At 43.0% G+C, this 19,144-nt stretch carries 17 protein-coding genes; 9 read left to right on the top strand and 8 right to left on the bottom strand.

What is annotated here, in order from left to right; all coding sequences use genetic code 11:
- Positions 1–3: 3 nt before the first annotated feature.
- From NI469_RS11705 to NI469_RS11695, 3 genes are all read right to left on the bottom strand, one after another.
- Positions 4–1,869: a SurA N-terminal domain-containing protein gene (locus tag NI469_RS11705; protein ID WP_253147135.1), complete on the bottom strand. Its 1,866-nt coding sequence runs from the start codon at positions 1,867–1,869 to the stop codon at positions 4–6.
- Positions 1,870–1,999: 130 nt separating this feature from the next.
- Positions 2,000–2,272 carry an HU family DNA-binding protein gene (locus tag NI469_RS11700; RefSeq protein WP_004279807.1) on the bottom strand — a complete coding sequence of 91 codons (273 nt, stop codon included), beginning with the start codon at positions 2,270–2,272 and terminating at the stop codon, positions 2,000–2,002.
- A 162-nt stretch (positions 2,273–2,434) separates the two neighbouring features.
- Positions 2,435–2,908, bottom strand: a complete 474-nt coding sequence (locus tag NI469_RS11695) for a phasin family protein (RefSeq protein ID WP_253175229.1) — start codon at positions 2,906–2,908, stop codon at positions 2,435–2,437.
- A gap of 203 nt (positions 2,909–3,111) precedes the next feature.
- Between NI469_RS11695 and NI469_RS11690 the strand changes: the two genes are divergently transcribed.
- The 8 genes from NI469_RS11690 (at position 3,112) to fdx (ending at position 9,287) form a co-directional block, all read left to right on the top strand.
- The gene (locus NI469_RS11690; RefSeq protein ID WP_044110075.1) at positions 3,112–3,762 is read left to right on the top strand and encodes a hypothetical protein; all 651 of its coding nucleotides are present in this window, start codon (positions 3,112–3,114) and stop codon (positions 3,760–3,762) included.
- A gap of 112 nt (positions 3,763–3,874) precedes the next feature.
- A complete protein-coding gene (locus tag NI469_RS11685) occupies positions 3,875–4,348 on the top strand; it encodes an Rrf2 family transcriptional regulator (RefSeq protein ID WP_004279811.1) in 474 nt (157 codons plus the stop codon).
- Between the two features lies 1 nt (position 4,349).
- A complete protein-coding gene (locus NI469_RS11680; protein ID WP_044110077.1) occupies positions 4,350–5,567 on the top strand; it encodes an IscS subfamily cysteine desulfurase in 1,218 nt (405 codons plus the stop codon).
- A 104-nt stretch (positions 5,568–5,671) separates the two neighbouring features.
- Positions 5,672–6,058 carry a Fe-S cluster assembly scaffold IscU gene (gene iscU / locus NI469_RS11675; protein WP_004279815.1) on the top strand — a complete coding sequence of 129 codons (387 nt, stop codon included), beginning with the start codon at positions 5,672–5,674 and terminating at the stop codon, positions 6,056–6,058.
- Between the two features lie 34 nt (positions 6,059–6,092).
- Positions 6,093–6,413 carry an iron-sulfur cluster assembly protein IscA gene (gene iscA / locus NI469_RS11670; protein WP_005107159.1) on the top strand — a complete coding sequence of 107 codons (321 nt, stop codon included), beginning with the start codon at positions 6,093–6,095 and terminating at the stop codon, positions 6,411–6,413.
- A gap of 103 nt (positions 6,414–6,516) precedes the next feature.
- The gene (hscB, locus tag NI469_RS11665) at positions 6,517–7,032 is read left to right on the top strand and encodes a Fe-S protein assembly co-chaperone HscB (protein ID WP_071851030.1); all 516 of its coding nucleotides are present in this window, start codon (positions 6,517–6,519) and stop codon (positions 7,030–7,032) included.
- Between the two features lie 41 nt (positions 7,033–7,073).
- A complete protein-coding gene (gene hscA, locus NI469_RS11660) occupies positions 7,074–8,933 on the top strand; it encodes a Fe-S protein assembly chaperone HscA (protein ID WP_253175227.1) in 1,860 nt (619 codons plus the stop codon).
- Positions 8,934–8,948: 15 nt separating this feature from the next.
- Positions 8,949–9,287: an ISC system 2Fe-2S type ferredoxin gene (gene fdx / locus NI469_RS11655; RefSeq protein ID WP_004279821.1), complete on the top strand. Its 339-nt coding sequence runs from the start codon at positions 8,949–8,951 to the stop codon at positions 9,285–9,287.
- 115 nt (positions 9,288–9,402) lie between these two features.
- Here the strand turns inward: fdx and NI469_RS11650 are convergent, their stop codons facing one another.
- The 5 genes from NI469_RS11650 to aspA form a co-directional block, all read right to left on the bottom strand.
- Positions 9,403–10,848 (bottom strand): adenylate/guanylate cyclase domain-containing protein, encoded by a 1,446-nt coding sequence (locus tag NI469_RS11650; RefSeq protein ID WP_253175225.1) that lies wholly within the window; start codon positions 10,846–10,848, stop codon positions 9,403–9,405.
- 55 nt (positions 10,849–10,903) lie between these two features.
- Entirely contained in the window at positions 10,904–11,338 is a 435-nt protein-coding gene (locus NI469_RS11645) for an HIT domain-containing protein (protein ID WP_004646760.1), read from the bottom strand.
- Positions 11,339–11,566: 228 nt separating this feature from the next.
- Positions 11,567–15,025 carry a transcription-repair coupling factor gene (gene mfd, locus NI469_RS11640; protein WP_253148169.1) on the bottom strand — a complete coding sequence of 1,153 codons (3,459 nt, stop codon included), beginning with the start codon at positions 15,023–15,025 and terminating at the stop codon, positions 11,567–11,569.
- A gap of 123 nt (positions 15,026–15,148) precedes the next feature.
- Entirely contained in the window at positions 15,149–15,514 is a 366-nt protein-coding gene (locus NI469_RS11635; RefSeq protein WP_253175223.1) for a hypothetical protein, read from the bottom strand.
- A 129-nt stretch (positions 15,515–15,643) separates the two neighbouring features.
- Positions 15,644–17,086 carry an aspartate ammonia-lyase gene (aspA, locus tag NI469_RS11630; RefSeq protein WP_253175240.1) on the bottom strand — a complete coding sequence of 481 codons (1,443 nt, stop codon included), beginning with the start codon at positions 17,084–17,086 and terminating at the stop codon, positions 15,644–15,646.
- 421 nt (positions 17,087–17,507) lie between these two features.
- Between aspA and putP the strand changes: the two genes are divergently transcribed.
- A complete protein-coding gene (gene putP, locus NI469_RS11625) occupies positions 17,508–19,016 on the top strand; it encodes a sodium/proline symporter PutP (RefSeq protein WP_253175222.1) in 1,509 nt (502 codons plus the stop codon).
- Positions 19,017–19,144 lie beyond the last annotated feature (128 nt).

Genomic DNA, 19,144 nt, shown 5'->3' with positions numbered 1-19,144 from the left:
ATTTTATTTGATTTTTGCTTGAGATTTCAGGTAACGCGTATAGTCATCAAATTCTTGCTGACCACGAAGTTGTTGATATAACTTCACCAACTCACTGCGTTGTTCTGCACTCAATACATCCACCGGATTTTTCTTTACTTCTGATACCGCAACCACAACCAGCTCATTTGGCATTTTCGCTGTTGTTACTGACCAATGGCCTGCTTTTGGTGTCGGAAGACTAAAGGCCGCACGCTGTACATCACGTTTTAGTAAACCTTCAGCACGTGTGTAAACACCAGCATCTTCAAAGATCAAATCACCTTTCGCCACTGCTGCAGTCGGTTTGGTTTTGAACTCATCCAAAGCTTTCTGAATTTTTGCTTTTGCCAAAGCAGCTGCTTTGTCTTCGATCAACTGAGCCTTAACACGCGGTTTTGCTTCTACCAATGTTTGTTCGCCAGCTGCATGATAATTACGCACCTTGATCCAGGCTACATCACCATTGGCCAACTGAATGCTTGATGATGCATTACGATCACCATTTTTAACATCATCATTAAACAATTTGACTTTGAGGTTAGCATCGCTCAGCACTGGATCACGAGTCGAAAGTGTTACTCCTTGGGCTTTCTGGACTTGCACACCTTTCACCTCTTCTGTAACCACATCCAGAGAATCACTTCCTACCACCATATCATTTAGCGTATTGACCGTATCAGAGAATGCATTGGATTTTTTAGCAGCCAAGGCTTCTTCAGACAAACGTGCTTTTTGTGACTCAAAAGAAGGAACCGCAACATCTGACGTTTGCACAGAAATAATGTGGTATCCATAATCTGTTTTCACCGGTGCAGACACCTGACCCGATTTTAAAGAACTAACGGTCTGGTCAAATGCAGTACCAAATACACCTTCTTCATAAACGGCAAGTGCACCACCCTTAGAGTTAGATTCAGGATCTTCAGAATATTGTGCTGCTGCCTGAGCAAAAGTAGTACCGGCTTTAATTTTGGCTGCAATATCGGTCGCCAGTTTTTTTGCTTCAGCATCACTACGACTGTCCGCCGTAATTAAAATATGCTTCACATCTGGTTTAACTGCCTGTTTTTGTGTCGCGACAAAAGCCGTGTATGCTTCCTGAAGCTCAGCATCTGTAACCGCTAAACTCTGCACCTGAATATCGCTTGGCTTTAACACCACATAGTCGACATCCACACTGGTCGGCTGTTTAAATAGCGTTTTGTGTTTTTCATAATAAGCAGCAATATCTGCATCCGTCACTTTGACATCTTTTTTATAGCTGTCCAGATTAATGCTGGAAATATGAATATGACGTTGTTCAGTTTGTAAATCGGCAATCTGCTGCATTTCGACTGGGCTCACTAGTGGATAATCCAGGAAAGTTGATGACAGCATTTTCAGCGCATGATCTTTACGTAAACTTTCAATCAAAGCGCGATTGGTCATGCCAATTGATTTTAGATAATTTTCATATAAAGCATTCGAGAACTTGCCATCTTGCTGAAAAGTAGGCTGCTGAGCAATCATCTGTTCAATTTGCTGGTCACTGAGACTGATCCCTAATTCTTCAGTCTGTTGCAGCAATAAAGTACGTGCAACCAGCGTCTCCATGGCTTTTTGGTCAATGAAGCTTTGATTCAGTAAAGTTTCATCCCCATTGGCATAACTGAGATATTGTTCTTTAAATGATTTGGTCAGTGACTCTAATTCTTTTTGAGATATTTCAGTCCCGTTCACTGATTTTGCCGCATCAGAGTTTCCGCTGCTAAAATATCCTTCAATACCTACAAGTGCTAACGGGGTCAAAAACAGAACGAGCAAGACTTTGCCCAACCAACCCTTAATAACTTTACGAAAAGCTTCCATAAGTATTCCAATATTTTATTTGCAAAGGATTTTAACCGAAAATACCCATTGAATGAATGTGTTAATCATCACAATTAAATTTATCAATAAAAAACGCGCCAAAGAAGGCGCGTTTCGTCGCTGGGTAAGCTTAAGCTACAGCGTCTTTTAAGCCTTTACCTGCTTTGAAGCTAGGTACTTTGCTTGCTTTGATCTCAAGAGTAGCACCAGTTTGTGGGTTACGGCCAGTACGTGCAGCGCGTTCTTTCACACCGAAAGTACCAAAACCCACTAAAGTTACTGTATCACCCGATTTTAAAGCTTCAGTAACAGAAGCAATTGTAGCATCTAAAGCTTTACCTGCGTCAGCCTTAGATAATCCCCCTTTTTCTGCAATTGCATCAATTAATTCTGATTTATTCATGAAGATTACGTCCTCTTAATATCGTTTATTTAAGGTTCAAGAATTGGTTTAACATGCCATAACGCCTTTATAGCAATGCTTTAGGTATAAACGCAATACTTAAGAACCTCTTTTTTTTCAAAAAATATGCGAAAAAAACATTGAATAATAAATAAAGTCATTTTATTTAAGTTTTTTCGACAATTCTTCTTTCATTTTTTCTTGTTCCGCAGTCAACTGATCAACCTTGGCATGCAACTGGAGAATTAAACGTTCCAAATACTGTACATCCTTCAGTGTGACTAATCCTATACGATTCAATGAGTGATGAATAGAGTTGTCGATTAATTTTTCCACTTTGTCTTTGGTGTCTGTGACCGACTCTTTGGCTTTTTCTGAAACCTTCTCTACAGTTTGATCGGCAATATCTGCAGTTTTAGATTCAAGTTCTTCCCCGACCTTGACCAGCGAGTCAAACAGTTTATTGCCTTCTTCTTCTGCACGTGAAAATGCCCCGAGTCCAGCCAACCAGATCTGTTTGGTGTATTTACGAAAATCAAGAACCGATTTGCGCTCCGAGGCAGATTTAGACTTGGGTTTCAGCATTTTCTCATTCGAAGCTTCAGCTGAGTCTTGTGCTGTTTTTGACTTATCCATGTGCACGGCTCCTGTTTGTTTTCTGCGCAATTATTATAAATTATTCTACAAAACCACTGCATAATAGCAAATTTAGTACTTGATAGATTTGATAAACTGTTCTACAAAGCAATTTATTTCAAGTCTAATTTGATTTAACCCTGAAATCTCTTCACAAGCAGGAAGCTTTTTCACTTTATATTTCAGGTAAGGATTGGTTGTATATGAGCGAATCGCAACAAAGTCAAAATCAACCGCATTTGTTGCTTACGATGACGTTAATTGTTTTAGAGACAATATTTACTTTCATTCTCAAGCATGATCGTGTCGTTGCATTACAGGCCAAAAAGTTTGTAGATGAAAACATCTCGATTAAAATCAATAGCTATATTCCATATTTCGACTTTTATGTGCAATTCACCCCCAATGGACTATTATTTGACCACAAAGCACCGGACCGCATTGTCGACCTGGATGTGCGCACTACACTTCCCGATCTGATTAAAATTTTCATTTTTGGCAATCGTCGTAGCATTCGCAGCATGCGCATTGATGGCAATCAGGTTTTAAAAGATGAGTTTCGTGATCTGTTAACCGTATTCAGCTTGCCAAAAGTACTAGCCGACTGGAAACACTGGCTGTCTGATGCGCCGACGGATGAAGCGGAAATTATTGCTTCTAAAAAGCGTATTGCACCGCTTTTAAAGAAAATTGAAGAACAGCGCTCCAAGATCAATACCCTGCAAGTGGAAGTCAAACAGTATAAAAACCGCCTGAAACGGATCGAACGCCGTCAAAAGCATATTAATATCATTTTTGGCCTGAGCAGCGTACTTTTGATTATGTTATTAGTGTATAATTGGCTGAGCATGTAAATCTTTCATTCTCCAAAAATTAAATCCCACTAAGGTCTACTAAAAATAACTTGACTAATTTAGTCGGGATTCATAAAATCTACACATCTAGTCTAACTATGTGTATCGAATCATGCGCCTAACCACTCGCGGTCGCTACGCTGTGACTGCTCTACTTGATCTAGCTTTGCAGCCTTCTGAAAAAACGATAACGCTCGCTGAAATTGCAGCACGTCAAACTATTTCTGTTGCTTATCTTGAGCAGTTATTTGCGAAGCTCAAGCGTCATGGTTTAGTTTCTAGTGTTCGTGGCGCAAATGGTGGTTACCATTTAGCACGTAATGCAGATGAAATTACTGTGTTAGCAATTATTGAAGCTGTAAACGAAACAGTTGATGCGACTCGCTGTGACCATAAAGGCAATTGCCAGAATGGCGCGATGTGCTTGACTCATGATTTATGGCAGGAACTCTCCCATCACATTGCCGATTATTTAGAAAAAATCTCGCTTGCTGATCTGGTTGCACGTGACAACGTCCAGACTGTGTCATTACGCCAAAAATCAGCACCTTTAGATTCAGCCCTTTTATCGGTTACAGGTATTTGACATGAAACGTCCGATTTATCTTGATTATGCAGCTACAACTCCTGTAGATCCTCAGGTTGCTGAACGTATGATGGAATGCTTAACATTCGATGGTACCTTTGGTAATGCGGCATCTCGTTCACACGCGTATGGTTGGCAAGCAGAAGAAAAAGTTGAATATGCACGTGAGCAAGTTGCGAATTTAATCAAAGCTGATCCACGTGAAATCGTATGGACTTCAGGTGCAACCGAGTCAGACAACCTTGCGCTTAAAGGTGTGGCTCATTTCTATGCATCTAAAGGTAAACATATCGTTACCTCTAAAATCGAACATAAGGCAGTTTTAGATACCTGTCGTGAGCTTGAGTCTGAAGGTTTTGAAATTACCTATATTGAGCCTCAACCTCAAACCGGTCTAATTACCCCAGAAATGGTACAGGCAGCGATTCGTCCAGACACGATTCTTGTTTCCCTGATGATGGTAAACAATGAAATCGGTACTGTGACTGATATTGCAGCGATTGGTGAAATCACTCGTGCTAACAAGATTTTCTTCCATGTCGATGCAGCTCAGGCGGCAGGTAAAGTTGAAATTGATCTTTCAACTTTAAAAGTAGACTTGATGAGCTTCTCTGCGCACAAGATCTATGGCCCTAAAGGTATTGGCGCACTGTTTGTACGTCGTAGCCCACGTGTACGCCTTAAAGCTGAAATGCACGGTGGCGGTCATGAACGCGGTATGCGTTCAGGTACCCTTGCGACTCACCAGATTGTAGGTATGGGTGAAGCCTTTGAACTTGCAGGCAAAAACCTGGAAGCTGAACAGACTCGTTTACGTGTACTTCGCGACAAGCTGTGGAATGGTTTACAAGGTCTTGAACAAGTGTTCCTGAACGGCCATCCAACACAAAACGTAGCGAACTACCTGAATATTAGCTTCAACTTCGTTGAAGGCGAATCATTGATGATGGCATTGAAAGATGCTGCGGTATCTTCAGGTTCGGCATGTACATCTGCAACACTTGAACCATCTTATGTACTTCGTGCATTGGGTCTTTCAGACGAACTTGCACACAGTTCGATCCGCTTCAGCTTCGGTAAATACACCACTGAAGAAGATATCGATCACGTATTGAATATCACTAAAGCTGCTGTTGAGAAGTTACGTGAACTTTCTCCGCTTTGGGATATGTATAAGGAAGGTATTGACCTTTCTAAAGTTGAGTGGGCTGAGCACTAATTTTCATTCTGAGATAGTGACAAATCCGTTGCTATCTCATTGAGAAAAGTTTTTTTACCCCCATATTTAATACTAAGGCTGACCCCGAGGTTTGGAGAAGCAACATGGCTTATAGCGAAAAAGTAATTGATCATTACGAAAACCCTCGTAATGTTGGCGTTTTAGATAAAAATGCTGAAAACGTTGGTACTGGTATGGTTGGTGCGCCAGCATGTGGTGACGTGATGCGTTTACAGATTCAGGTAAACGACGAAGGCGTGATTGAAGAAGCACGTTTCAAAACTTATGGTTGTGGTTCTGCCATTGCATCAAGTTCACTTGTGACCGAATGGCTCAAAGGTAAAACTTTGGATCAAGCTCAAGCAATCAAGAACATTGATATTGCAACTGAACTTGCACTTCCACCAGTAAAAGTACACTGTTCTGTTCTTGCTGAAGATGCAATCAAAGCAGCTGTAGAAGACTACCGTAGCAAGAAAGTTAAAGCTTAATTGTTCCACGTTTTGAAATTTTAACGGAGTTTTCATGATCCATTTAACTGAAAATGCTGCAACTCATATCAGCAATTATTTAAAAAATCGCGGTAAGGGTGAAGGCATTCGCGTTGGTGTGAAAACTTCAGGCTGTTCTGGTCTGGCCTATGTGCTCGAGTTCGTCGATGAAGTCGATGCACATGACCAAGCCTTTGAACAGTTTGGGGTTAAAGTATTCGTTGACCCGAAAAGTCTGGTTTATCTTGAAGGTATGGAGATGGACTATGTTAAAAACGGCTTGAACGAAGGCTTCGAATTTAACAACCCCAACAAAAAAGGCGAATGCGGTTGTGGTGAATCCTTCACTGTATAAACCCGGCAGTTATTCTCTTTTGACATTAAAACAGTGTGTTTCACACTGTTTTAATTGCATTTATACAGTTATTTTTGCACATTAATCGCGGATCCCATCTCCCATGAATCATTTTGAGTTGTTCAACCTTCCTGTAGCACTCGATATTGATTTGGCGGCTTTAAAGACTGAATTTTTAAAGTTGCAGCAACAATATCACCCAGATAAAGCTGAAGACAAAGATCAGGCTCTGATTAAATCAAGTGATATCAATCAGGCATTTAAAGTCTTGTCAGCGGTCGATAGCCGTGCAGCGTATTTATTGTCTCTCAAGAAACAGGACTATCACTTAGATCAGTCGATCAGTGATTTTGAATTCTTGCAGGACGCTCTGGAAATTCGTGAACAACTTGACGATGCAACTTCTGCTGAAGATTTAACTTCACTGAAAGTCGAAGTCCAGCAATGGATTGAAGGCTTAGTTCGCGAGTTCAAAATTGATTATGCGGATGAAGACTGGGCCGAAGCACGCGATACAGTGCGCAAACTACGCTTCTTCGTTAAAGTCATGGCCGATATCGACAAAGCGGAAGACCGCTTCCTGGACGATGACAGCTTTGATCTTGATGATGATTTCTAATTTTTAGTATTTAATATTTAACGTGCAAAGGATGTAACACTATGGCTCTCTTGCAAATTGCAGAACCAGGTCAATCAAGTGCACCACATGAACACCGCATTGCGATTGGTATCGATTTAGGCACCACCCACTCTTTGGTTGCCACGGTTCTTTCAGGTAAAGCCAAAGTACTTAATGACGAACAAGGTCGTGTGCTACTTCCTTCTATCGTGCATTATGCAGAACAACAAACTCAATACGGCAATGAAGCTGCGCCTTTCATTACTACTGACCCTAAAAACACCATCGTTTCTGTAAAACGTTTTATGGGTCGCTCGAAAGCTGACATCAAATTCCAGCACCCTTATGCCTTGGTCGGTGAAGCCAATGAAATGCCAGCTTTTGAAACTGCGCAAGGCCGTAAGACTCCGGTTGAGATTTCTGCAGAAATTTTAAAGCAGTTGAAAGACCGCGCTGAAGCCAGTCTGCAAAATCCGGTTAATGGTGCAGTGATTACTGTTCCGGCGTACTTCGATGAAGCACAGCGTCAGGCAACCCGTGATGCTGCCCAGCTTGCCGGCTTGAATGTTTTACGTTTGTTGAATGAGCCAACCGCTGCTGCTGTAGCTTATGGTCTTGATCAGGAAAGTAATCTGAGTACAGATCGCAACTATGTGATTTATGACTTGGGTGGCGGTACCTTTGACGTTTCGATTCTGCGTTTTAGTCAAGGTGTGTTTGAAGTTCTGGCAACCGGTGGCCACACTGCTCTCGGTGGTGATGACCTAGATCGGTTGATCCTGAAATGGGCCAAAAAACAACTGAATATTGACACTTTGAATGATGCAGAATATGCACATTTTGTGGTTGCGGCACGTAAAGCCAAAGAAGCTTTGTCGGATGCAGATTCAGTTCAACTCAAATTGCTTGATCAGGTATTGACGCTTGATCGTCCGACATTTGAAGAGATCATTAAAGTCGCTTTGGATAAGACCATCAGCGTATGTAAGCGTGTGATGCATGATGCCAAGCTTGAACTGGATGACATTCAGAATGTTGTTTTAGTCGGCGGCTCAACTCGTTCTTATGCGGTACAAAAAGCCGTGCGTGAAGTGTTCAACCAAGAACCGCTTTGCACCATTAACCCGGATGAAGTGGTTGCGATTGGCGCATCAATTACTGCGAACCAATTGATTGGCAACTCAACTGATGGCTCATTACTATTAGACGTGACGCCTCTGTCTCTTGGTCTTGAAACCATGGGCGGACTGGTTGAACGATTAATTTCGCGTAATACTGCAATTCCGGTGGCTCGTCGTCAGGAATTTACCACTTATCAAGATGGTCAGACTGCCATGTTGATTCATGTGGTGCAAGGCGAACGTGATCTGGTTGAACATTGTCGTAGCTTGGGCCGATTTGTGCTGCATGGCATTCCGCCAATGACTGCCGGTCAGGCACGTATTGAAGTAACGTTCCAGGTCGATGCTGATGGCTTGCTGACTGTATCTGCGAAAGAAACCACTTCTGGTGTGACGGCTCAAATCGATATCAAGCCATCTTATGGTTTGTCGGGTGAAGATACTGAACGCCTGTTGCTAGAGGGTTATAAGTTCGCTGAAGAAGATAAAAATCTTCGTCATTTGAATGAAACCAAAGTTGAAGCACAGCGTGAACTGGAAGCACTGGTTCAGGCACTCAAAGCGGATGCCGGTCTTTTGACTGAGGAACAGCTTGCAGCATTGCAAACTGCGCAAGCACAACTTGAAACTCAGCTTCAGGGTTCAGATATCAAAGCGATTGAATCTGCCGTTGAACAGCTTAAAATACATAGTGATGCTTTTGCAGCAGCACGTATGAATCAACATATTGATGCAGCTCTTAAGGGCACTAAACTCGACGACTGGTCAAACTCAAACTAATTTAAGGTAACGACTATGCCACGTATTAAAGTTCTTCCACATGCGCAGATTTGCCCCGAAGGTGCTGAGTTTGAAGTCGAACAAAATGCCAATCTTTGCGAAAGCTTACTGAAAAATGGCATTAAAATCGAACATGCCTGCGATATGTCAGCAGCGTGTACCACCTGCCATGTAGTGGTACGCAAAGGTTTTGACAGTCTGGAAGAAATGGATGATGTTGAAGCTGACTTACTCGATCGTGCTTGGGGTCTAGAACCTGATTCACGTCTTTCTTGTCAGGTTAAACTGGACGATGAAGATCTGGAAATTGAAATTCCGAAATACACCATTAACCATGCTTCAGAAAATCACTAAGATTTTCGTTTCATAGTTAAATAAAAAACCACGCTCAGGCGTGGTTTTTGCTATTTGAATATAAGCAGTTTTAATCAAATGTTTTTTATTTGGCTTGAGTTAATTTAGATAAGTTCTAAATATGTTCAATCACTTCATCTTCAAGCTTCAATTTGACAATACCTTGTGAATTGGTCATTTTCTGCTGAGTTTCAATGCGTTTAATCATTTTTTCTAGTACATGAATCAGCTCAGGATATTCAAAGTTTTGCACTTCATCCAGATTCAGCAATAAATGAAAGCCCTTATATTCATAATCGAACCAGCGCTGATACTCGACTTTCTGAGACGCATATTTTTCCATGACCTGCCAGGTTCTTACAGGTGCTTTAATGCCTTTCAGGAAAATCGGCTTTTTCGGTGCACAAAGATAATCATCTTTGATCAGATTATGAGTATCTTCCGAAATCAGGATTTCATCGACTTCCGCTGCACTTTGCAAACGCGCTGCCAGATTGGCATCACGTCCTACAATGGTATAAGCCATACGATGCGTAGCCCCATAATTCCCTACGTGGCAATAACCGGTTGAAATCCCCATGCGGATATGCAGTGGCGGATAACCCATTTTAATCCAGCGTTCCCGCAGCAATTTCATTTGCTGACGCATCGCCAATGCCATTTCCATACAGTTCTTAGCATCCTGTTCCACACCTTCGGAGTTCGGATCACCAAAGAAAATCAGGATGGCATCACCCATGAATTTATCGACAGTCGCTTCATAATTTTTAGCGATTTCGGTCATATGCCGAAGATAGTCATTCAACAGGAATGCTAAATCATCTGGAATCAGAGTTTCAGATAGCTCTGTAAAGCCTTGAATATCAGAGAAAAAGATCGTCAACTTTTTACGTTTATATTCAATTTTGGCTTCAGATTCACCTTTCATAATGGATTGCCATAACTGCACGGGCGCATAGCGACTCAGCTGATTGGCAAATTCCATATAACGGTTCATCTGTTCGAAATAATGGTCTTTTTTCTGGGTCATGTATTGCACACGACCACTTTGATAAAAACTTCCGACACCAAAATAGGTAATCAGACAGATAAAGCCTAAAACGGTCAACTCACTGCTGGTCGGTTGGAAATAATTATTAAAACCAAAGACCAGAATATTGGCCAGATAAAAAAGCGTAATCCCGATCAGGCTGGCTAGAGATGCCATCATAAATGAAATTTTATTGCTGATCGCGGTATAGAGCACTGCGACCAGACCCAGCAAGGACAAGACCAAGTCCAGATGCACGGCCGCCAAAACCACCGAAATGACAATGACATCAATCAGGAAAAGAATATTACGCCGGATGTGATAATCATGACGATAGATCAGCCAGCGAGATAGCTTGGGAGTGATCAGTAAAACCAGAAACAGAAAAAATGGAACAAAAAGCTGATACTGGGTATCTGGTTCATTGTAATGAAAGACGACCAGAACCAGAGACAGCATGATATATCCCATCATGCGATGGAAATATTCGAACTGATGGGGTTCTTTTTGAATCCAGTCGTCTAATTGCACTCACTCACTCCCTGAAGTCCGCAACTGTTCATGGTTCTCGGAATGCCTTGGCTGATTAGTCCATGCGCCAGTCAAATGGCATATCGCCCTGGCCACGTAAAGCCAGCATTAATGTTTGACGCATATGTGCCAATACTTCACTGCTATAAGGAACAGCAGGTGTACCCCAAACAGGCTTCGGCCATGCAACGTCGTTCTGATAACGAACCACATGATGAAAATGCAATTGCGGCACCATATTACCCAGCGCTGCTACATTCATTTTATCTGCACGGAAAACACGTGCCAGCTGGCTTGATAACCAGCTTGACTCTCTTAAAAACTGCTCTTGGTCAGCTTGACTCAATTCATATAATTCAGAGACACCCGGCACACGTGGAATCAGAATGAGCCAGGGAAATTGCATATCATTCATCAAACGACATGTTGACAAAGGAAAGTCGCCTACAAAAAACGTATCTTGAGCAAGTTGTGGATGCAAACTAAACATATCTTTATAAATGATGCAAAATTAGAATGATGGCTAATACTAACATATCCAACTGAAGCTGAATATTGAAAGCAATGTGTTTAAAGACAAATTCTCATGATTTGTTGCGAAGCACATCACAACAATTACTGTAAACAATTCATTAAAAAATCAAGCCTGTTGTTCCTGCAAACTTCATTGGAAAATGAAACCCAAACTGAATTTTCAGGCTGATTTAATCGAATAAAATCAGTGCAATTCTTTAAGCAGACTGTCCAGTAAATCCTGTATAAACTGAATCCGCTTTTGATAGTCTTCCAGCATGACCATGACTTTTAGACGTTGACCGCCATCCATCCGGAAATAGGTCGGATGTTTCTGCATCATCTGGATAATCGTCATGGCTTGAACCGGAGTATCCGGTGCAAATTCAATATGCCCACCCTGACTGCTGATATCAATTTTAGTAATACCAAGCTGCTCGGCTTTCAATCGAATCTGATGTACAGCAAAGAGCTGTTTGACCGGTTGCGGCGGTATACCAAAACGATCAATCAATTCCATCCGGATATTATCCAGCTTTTCCTGGGTATCGGTATTACTGATGCGTTTATAGAACAACAGACGTTGATGCACATCACCCAGATATTCATCCGGAATCAGTGCTGGCATATGCAGGGTAATTTCGGCAGTCAATGACAATGGTGCGTCGAAGTTTGGCGTTTTACCTTTTTGAATGGCTTTGGTGGCTTTTTCCAGCATTTCCATATACAGGCTATAACCAATCGCCTGCATCGAACCACTCTGCTGTTCACCGAGTAACTCACCTGCGCCGCGAATTTCCAGATCTTCAGTTGCCAGCATAAAACCGGCACCCAAAGTTGAAGCACGCTGAATGGCATCCAGACGTTTTTCTGCATCACCTTTTAAGGCTTTTAATGACGGTACCATCAAATATGCATAAGCCTGATGATGTGAGCGCCCTACACGTCCGCGTAGCTGATGTAATTGCGCCAGGCCCAGTTTGTCGGCACGTTCAATCAGAATGGTGTTGGCATTCGGAACATCAATCCCGGTTTCAATAATGGTCGAACATACCAGAACATTGTATTCCTTGTGATAGAACTGCTGCATCACCTGCTCCAGTTCACGTTCACGCATCTGTCCGTGGGCCACAATCACCCGCGCTTCCGGCACCAGTTTACGGATATGCTCGGCGGCACGATCGATTGTATCAACTTCATTATGCAGAAAATAAACCTGACCACCGCGCAGCAATTCACGCAGAATCGCTTCTTTAATGGTGTCATCGGTATGTTCCTGCACAAAGGTTTTCACCGCAAGACGGCGTGCCGGCGGTGTGGCGATAATCGACAGATCACGCATGCCACTAAAGGCCATATTCAGCGTACGTGGAATTGGAGTCGCAGTCAGTGTCAGCATATCAACATCGGCACGCATGGCCTTGATTCGCTCCTTGTCGCGCACACCGAAACGATGCTCTTCATCGACAATCATCAGACCGAGATTCTTAAACTGGACATTTTCCTGCAAAATCTTATGTGTACCAATCACAATATCGACTTTACCTTCAATGAGGTCGTCAATGGTCTTAGTATGTGCTTTGGAAGAACCGAAACGTGACAGCACTTCAATCCGGACCGGCCAGTCGGCAAAGCGGTCTTTGAATGAATCATAATGCTGCTGTGCCAGCAAGGTGGTTGGTACCAGAATCGCCACCTGCCGATTATTCTGCACTGCAACAAATGCGGCACGCATCGCGACTTCTGTCTTGCCGAAACCCACATCACCACACACCAGTCGATCCATCGGCTTGGCCTGCTGCATGTCATGCAGTGTGGCTTCAATCGCATTGGCCTGATCCAGTGTTTCTTCATAGGCAAAGCCACTAGAAAATTGCATATACAGGCTTTGATCGACTTCAAAACTGATTCCAGGTTTGGAAGAACGCCGTGCCTGAATATGCAGCAATTCGGCCGCGACATCGTGAATCTGTTCCAGTGCTTTACGTTTGGCTTTATTCCAAGCATCTGTACCGAGCTTATGTAACGGTGCCAGATCCGGATCACCACCACTATACCGGCTGATTAAATGCAGATTGGTCACCGGCACATACACTTTGGCGGCATCCGCATAATCCAGCTGCAAAAATTCGTGATCCTGATCATCAATACTTAAGGTGACCAGACCAGCATAACGTCCGACCCCATAATCGATATGCACCACAGGCGCGCCCATGGTCAGCTCAGTTAGACTTCGGATCAGAAACTCTTCGGAAACTTCCTGTTGACGTTTGCGACGGCGCTGTACCACGCGATGTTCATACAGCTGATTTTCAGAAATTACGCTGACACGATCGGTCAATACCAGACCACGCTCTAAAGGCGCATTGGTAATGGCAATTGCATACAGAGATTGAATAAAACTATCAAAATTTTCAACCGTGGGGATATCACCCAGACTTGGTCTTAATGCATCTTTAAGACTTTCACGGCGTCCAGCACTTTCAGCCACCAGCAGTACCGGATGATTAGCCTGATCAATATATTTTTTGACTTCATGAAACGGTTTTTCACGTTTCGGATCTACGGGCAGACGCGGTGGCAACTGGGTATCAAGATTCAATACCCCAGCTTTTTGATCAAAAGATGTTTGTGCGGCAATGATGCGTGCAAACTGGTTCAGCTGCTCCAGCACTTGATTGGTCTGAAAAAACAGGCTTTCAGGCGGCATGATCGGTTGGTCGACATTGTGGCGACGATCTTCATAACGGCGCACTACATCTTGCCAAAACTGGCTCAGACTTTCGTCCAAAGCCTTATCTGTAATGACAATGCCATTCTTAGGTAAGTACGAAATTAGCGAACTTTGACCTTGCATGGCTTCAGCGCTGAAAAACAAGGGCAAATAAAACTCGATTCCCGGTGAGACTATGCCATCCATCACATCCTGATAGATCGGGTTTTTCTTTGGATTCGCGGTCGGGAAAAATTCGGCATAACGGTCACGGAAAGTGGCACGGCCTTCCTTAAGCGGAAATTCCTGTGCGGGCAATACGGTAAACTGCTGCAAACTTTGCGTGGTGCGCTGAGTTTCGGAATCAAAAAATTTCAGGCTTTCAATTTCATCATCGAACAGGTCAATCCGAATCGGTGCTTCCTGTCCCGATGCGTAGATATCCATGATACTGCCGCGTACCGCGAATTCACCCGGATCATAGACGGTATCGACCAGATGATAACCTGCCTGAATCAGCTTTTTCTTTTGTTGTTCCAGATCAAATTTCTGACCGACATGAATATCGAAATGCTCACCCAGAATCCATGAGGTCGGCGCCACACGTTGTGCCAAAGTTGAGGCGGACAGCAACAGTACGCCAGTTTTGGGCATATTGGATAAGATTGCCAGACGTTCCGAGACAATATCCTGATGTGGGGAGAGACGGTCATAAGGCAAGATTTCCCAATCTGGAAAAATCGTGGGTTTAATCCCATAAAATTCCAGTTCACTTTCCAGTTGACCCAAATGCTGATTATTACGTGCAATCACGATAAATAAACGCGATTGCTGCTGCACGATTTCTTTAAGCAATAATGCAGTTGACGAACCTTGCAGATTGCCTAACCAACGTTTCTCGCCTGCTTTGAGCTGTGGTAAATTGAGTTGGGAAATTTCTTGTTGGAACATGGATATAGCTTTAAAGTCTAAATAACCTGAGGCTTATACTAGCACGATGATCTCAGGATATTTTGTTATTTTTATGCAGTCTTGCCACATCCATATACTTCGATTTTAAGCCACTTTTGCAGCTTATTTTTGATCGCGCAGAAAGTTACGATAATAATCATTTAACTTCTTTAGGATCATTTTGAATTGCAGCAGGTTTTCTTTGGTATTGCCTAAAGTCGCATTAAAACGCTGATGAGCAATTTCCAGATCAATTTTTTCATTGATTAGCATCGCGGTATCATATAACGCTTTTAAATCATCAAACTGTTTTAAACGGCGATTGGACAAATACTCTAATCGTGCACCCCACTCCTGATTGAGTTGAATACCATCGACGATATAGCCTGGACCTTCTACGTACTGAATATTCTGCTCTTCTAAATATAGCTGTGCAGCAGTCGGTTTATTACTTTTAAATAATGCACTGATTTTATCAAACATTGCCATTTACCCAGCCAAATATAGTTCAGGCTCTAGTCTAGATGAAAATGCCTCAAATCCACATCCTGAACTTGAGGCAAATTATCAAAATAGCAGCGATTCGCTGTTTCAGACGATTTAATAGGTATATGTATGTTAAGAAACCTGTTCGAGCTGATTCTCTGCTGAAGGGATTTCAGACACCAGATTTTCAAATGCAAAAATCTCTTCTAATTGCGCTTCACTCAATAAGCCCAGCTCCAACACCACTTGCGGTACAGTTTTATTTTCCCGCATACATTGTTTGCCGATTTCATCGCATTTGGCATGTCCCAGAATCGGTTCAAGCAAGGTCACAATCCCGACACTGCGCATGACGGAACTTAAGCAAATCTGTTCATTGGCCTGAATACCAGCAATACATTTCTGATTCAGGGTTTGCATGCCTTGGGTCAATAACTGAATTGATTCATTCATCGCCACGGCAATCACAGGTTCCATGACATTCAATTGTAGCTGTCCGGCTTCCGCAGCCATAGTAATGGTTAAATCATTACCAATCACCCGGAAGGCAATCTGATTCACAACTTCCGGAATTACCGGATTGATTTTTGCCGGCATGATCGAAGAACCTGCCTGTAACTCAGGCAAACGGATTTCAGCTAACCCTGTACGCGGTCCCGAACTGAGCAAGCGCAAATCATTACAGATTTTGGACAATTTCACTGCCAGACGTTTTAAACTGCTCGACAAAATAATAAAGACGCCACAATCGCTGGTCGCCTCGACATAATCTGCCGCTCCTTTTAAAGGCAGACCCGTTAGGTGCGCCAAGATTTCCACCACCCGCTTGGCATAGCCCGGTGGTGTATTCACCCCGGTCCCAATGGCAGTGGCGCCTAAATTGACTTCCAGCAATAACTGTCGCATCTGCCCAATCAGCTTCAGGTCTTCTTTTAATAAGGTGGCAAATGCCCGGAATTCCTGTTCCATGGTCATCGGCACGGCATCTTGTAACTGGGTACGTCCCATCTTGATGACATATTCAAATTCGGCAGCTTTATGGTCGATACAGTCAATCAATGCTTTAAGCACGCTCAACAATTCATCCAGACTGCTATAGGTCGCCAGACGCAAAGCCGTTGGATAGACATCATTGGTCGATTGCGAGGTATTCACATGATCATTCGGATGCAGAATGTGATAATCGCCTTTCTGATGGCCCGACATTTCAAGTGCAATATTGGCAATTACCTCATTGGCATTCATATTGATGGAGGTTCCGGCACCGCCCTGATAAGGATCAAATGGAAATGCTGCTTGCCACGCTTCTGGATGCTGAATCAATTCATCACAAGCTTTCTGAATGGCAGTACTGGTCTGCTCGGACAATTTTTGAAAGTGCAGATTGGCTTGTGCCGAAGCTTTTTTCACTTGGGCCAAAGCACGAATAAAGTGCGTTTGTTGCCCCACCGCCAATCCAGAAATCTTAAAATTTTCGATGGCACGTAAGGTATGAATCCCATAATAGCTATGCAACGGGATTTGTTTTTCCCCCAATAAATCACGTTCAATGCGGGTCGGTTCGATTTGAAGCATATTGTCCACTAAAAAATACTCTTGGCGATGCACCGTATTTGGTGTGACATTAATATGAGCAAACAAATACACGCCTAATAGGAAGACTTTAACCTAGATTTGCTACGATTTATTACCAATACGCTAAGGATGTGAATTTTGTAATATTGTGTAAACAACTGGCTAAAATTTAAATATTTTAATTATTTATTCAAAATTTCCACTTCCCCCCTGAATCCGACGTCGTATTGCCTTTTATCCGCTCAAGTTATTCCTGATTCAATTTCAGTGAATTACCACGATGTTTACAATAGACATACATAAAATCTGTATAATTGTTACAGAGTGTAATTTTTAAACCATGCTTGAATCACCTCCTTGCGATCTCAGTACAAAAAATCATCTTGGACGATGATTTCCATATTTACAGGATGACCTGCCTATGACTTCTTTAAACCCCACCCTGATTACTTTCATGTTTTATATTATCGCCATGATTGCAATCGGTTTATATGCTTATCGTGCCACCTCCAATTTTGACGAATATATTCTAGGTGGACGAAGTCTGGGCAGTGTGGTCACTGCACTTTCGGCGGGCGCATCGGATATGAGTGGCTGGCTGTTGATGGGTCTTCCAGGAGCCATTTACTTGTCTGGTCTGTCAGAAGTCTGGATTGCGATCGGTTTGATTATCGGTGCATGGCTGAACTGGTTACTCGTGGCAGGTCGACTGCGCGCCCATACTGAATATCAGAACAATGCTCTAACCTTGCCGGATTATTTCACTAGCCGTTTTTCCGACCGTAAACGCATTTTACGAGTCTTGTCTGCCTTGGTGATTCTGGTGTTCTTTGCGATTTATTGTGCCTCAGGCATGGTCGCGGGTGCGCGTCTGTTTGAAAGCCTGTTTGGCTGGGATTACACCACAGCGCTTGTGATTGGTGCGATGGCGACGATTCTCTATGTCTGTATTGGTGGCTTTTTGGCGATCAGCTGGACAGATACATTCCAGGCCGGTTTGATGATTTTTGCCTTATTACTGACTCCGATCATTACCTTCTTGGCCTTGGGTGACAACAGCCAGCAAGTGAGTGTCATCCTTGAATCGGCTCGCCCACATGCTTCAAGCATGCTTGAAGGTTTAAGCACCGTTGCGATTATTTCCAGTCTGGCATGGGGCTTGGGTTATTTTGGCCAGCCGCATATTCTGGTGCGTTTTATGGCAGCGGATTCGGTCAAAACCATTCCTGCTGCACGCCGCATTGGCATGACCTGGATGATTCTATGCCTAGGCGGTGCAGTGGCTGCCGGTTATATCGGTATTGCCTACTTCAGTGTCAATCCCGCATTGGCCTCGGTGGTGAAGCAAAATCCTGAAACGGTATTTATGGAATTGACCAAAATTCTGTTTAATCCGTGGATTGCAGGAATCATTCTGGCCGCTATCTTGGCGGCAATTATGAGTACCTTGAGCTGTCAGCTTTTGGTCTGCTCTACCACCCTGACCGAAGATTTATATAAGAGTTTCCTGCGTAAAAATGCCTCACAGAAAGAACTGATCTGGGTCGGTCGTGGCATGGTCTTGGTGATTGCCCTGATTGCCATTTCACTGGCGATTAATCCGAACAGTAAGGTTTTAGGTCTGGTGGCTTATGCCTGGGCCGGTTTTGGTGCTGCATTTGGCCCGCTGATTATCTTGTCACTATTCTGGAAACGAATGACCCTCAACGGCGCAATTGTGGGTATGGTGGTTGGTGCCGTGACTGTAATTGTCTGGAAAAATTACATGGGTGATACCGGTCTGTATGAGATTATTCCGGGCTTTATTCTGGCCACCCTCAGTATTATCATCGTCAGCCTGCTGGATAAAGCACCAAGTGCTGATGTAGTCGAACGCTTTGAAATGGCTAAAGCCGAATATCAAAAAGAAATGGCAGAAATGAAAAAATAATCACCTTTTTTCTTGCACATAAAAGGGACTTAATCGTCACTGCTGTCCCATAGTTTGCTTTAAATAAAAAAACCTGAGTCCTAACAGTTAAAATATGAGTGCAAACAAACACTTTAACGACCAGGATT

This window comes from Acinetobacter lwoffii (genome assembly GCF_024129735.1).
GTDB lineage: Bacteria > Pseudomonadota > Gammaproteobacteria > Pseudomonadales > Moraxellaceae > Acinetobacter > Acinetobacter lwoffii_H.
Note: the sequence above shows the minus strand (reverse complement) of the source record. Positions and strands in the feature narration are given on the sequence as shown.

Bases quoted from the DNA above. Each gene is read 5' to 3' on its own strand.
- NI469_RS11680 (WP_044110077.1), top strand. From the start codon at position 4,350: ATGAAACGTCCGATTTATCTTGATTATGCAGCTACAACTCCTGTAGAT.
- NI469_RS11645 (WP_004646760.1), bottom strand. From the start codon at position 11,338: ATGTTTAGTTTGCATCCACAACTTGCTCAAGATACGTTTTTTGTAGGC.
- fdx (WP_004279821.1), top strand. From the start codon at position 8,949: ATGCCACGTATTAAAGTTCTTCCACATGCGCAGATTTGCCCCGAAGGT.
- NI469_RS11635 (WP_253175223.1), bottom strand. From the start codon at position 15,514: ATGGCAATGTTTGATAAAATCAGTGCATTATTTAAAAGTAATAAACCG.
- putP (WP_253175222.1), top strand. From the start codon at position 17,508: ATGACTTCTTTAAACCCCACCCTGATTACTTTCATGTTTTATATTATC.
- NI469_RS11685 (WP_004279811.1), top strand. From the start codon at position 3,875: ATGCGCCTAACCACTCGCGGTCGCTACGCTGTGACTGCTCTACTTGAT.
- NI469_RS11705 (WP_253147135.1), bottom strand. From the start codon at position 1,869: ATGGAAGCTTTTCGTAAAGTTATTAAGGGTTGGTTGGGCAAAGTCTTG.
- hscB (WP_071851030.1), top strand. From the start codon at position 6,517: ATGAATCATTTTGAGTTGTTCAACCTTCCTGTAGCACTCGATATTGAT.
- NI469_RS11690 (WP_044110075.1), top strand. From the start codon at position 3,112: ATGAGCGAATCGCAACAAAGTCAAAATCAACCGCATTTGTTGCTTACG.
- iscU (WP_004279815.1), top strand. From the start codon at position 5,672: ATGGCTTATAGCGAAAAAGTAATTGATCATTACGAAAACCCTCGTAAT.
- aspA (WP_253175240.1), bottom strand. From the start codon at position 17,086: ATGCTTCAAATCGAACCGACCCGCATTGAACGTGATTTATTGGGGGAA.
- iscA (WP_005107159.1), top strand. From the start codon at position 6,093: ATGATCCATTTAACTGAAAATGCTGCAACTCATATCAGCAATTATTTA.
- hscA (WP_253175227.1), top strand. From the start codon at position 7,074: ATGGCTCTCTTGCAAATTGCAGAACCAGGTCAATCAAGTGCACCACAT.
- NI469_RS11695 (WP_253175229.1), bottom strand. From the start codon at position 2,908: ATGGATAAGTCAAAAACAGCACAAGACTCAGCTGAAGCTTCGAATGAG.
- mfd (WP_253148169.1), bottom strand. From the start codon at position 15,025: ATGTTCCAACAAGAAATTTCCCAACTCAATTTACCACAGCTCAAAGCA.
- NI469_RS11700 (WP_004279807.1), bottom strand. From the start codon at position 2,272: ATGAATAAATCAGAATTAATTGATGCAATTGCAGAAAAAGGGGGATTA.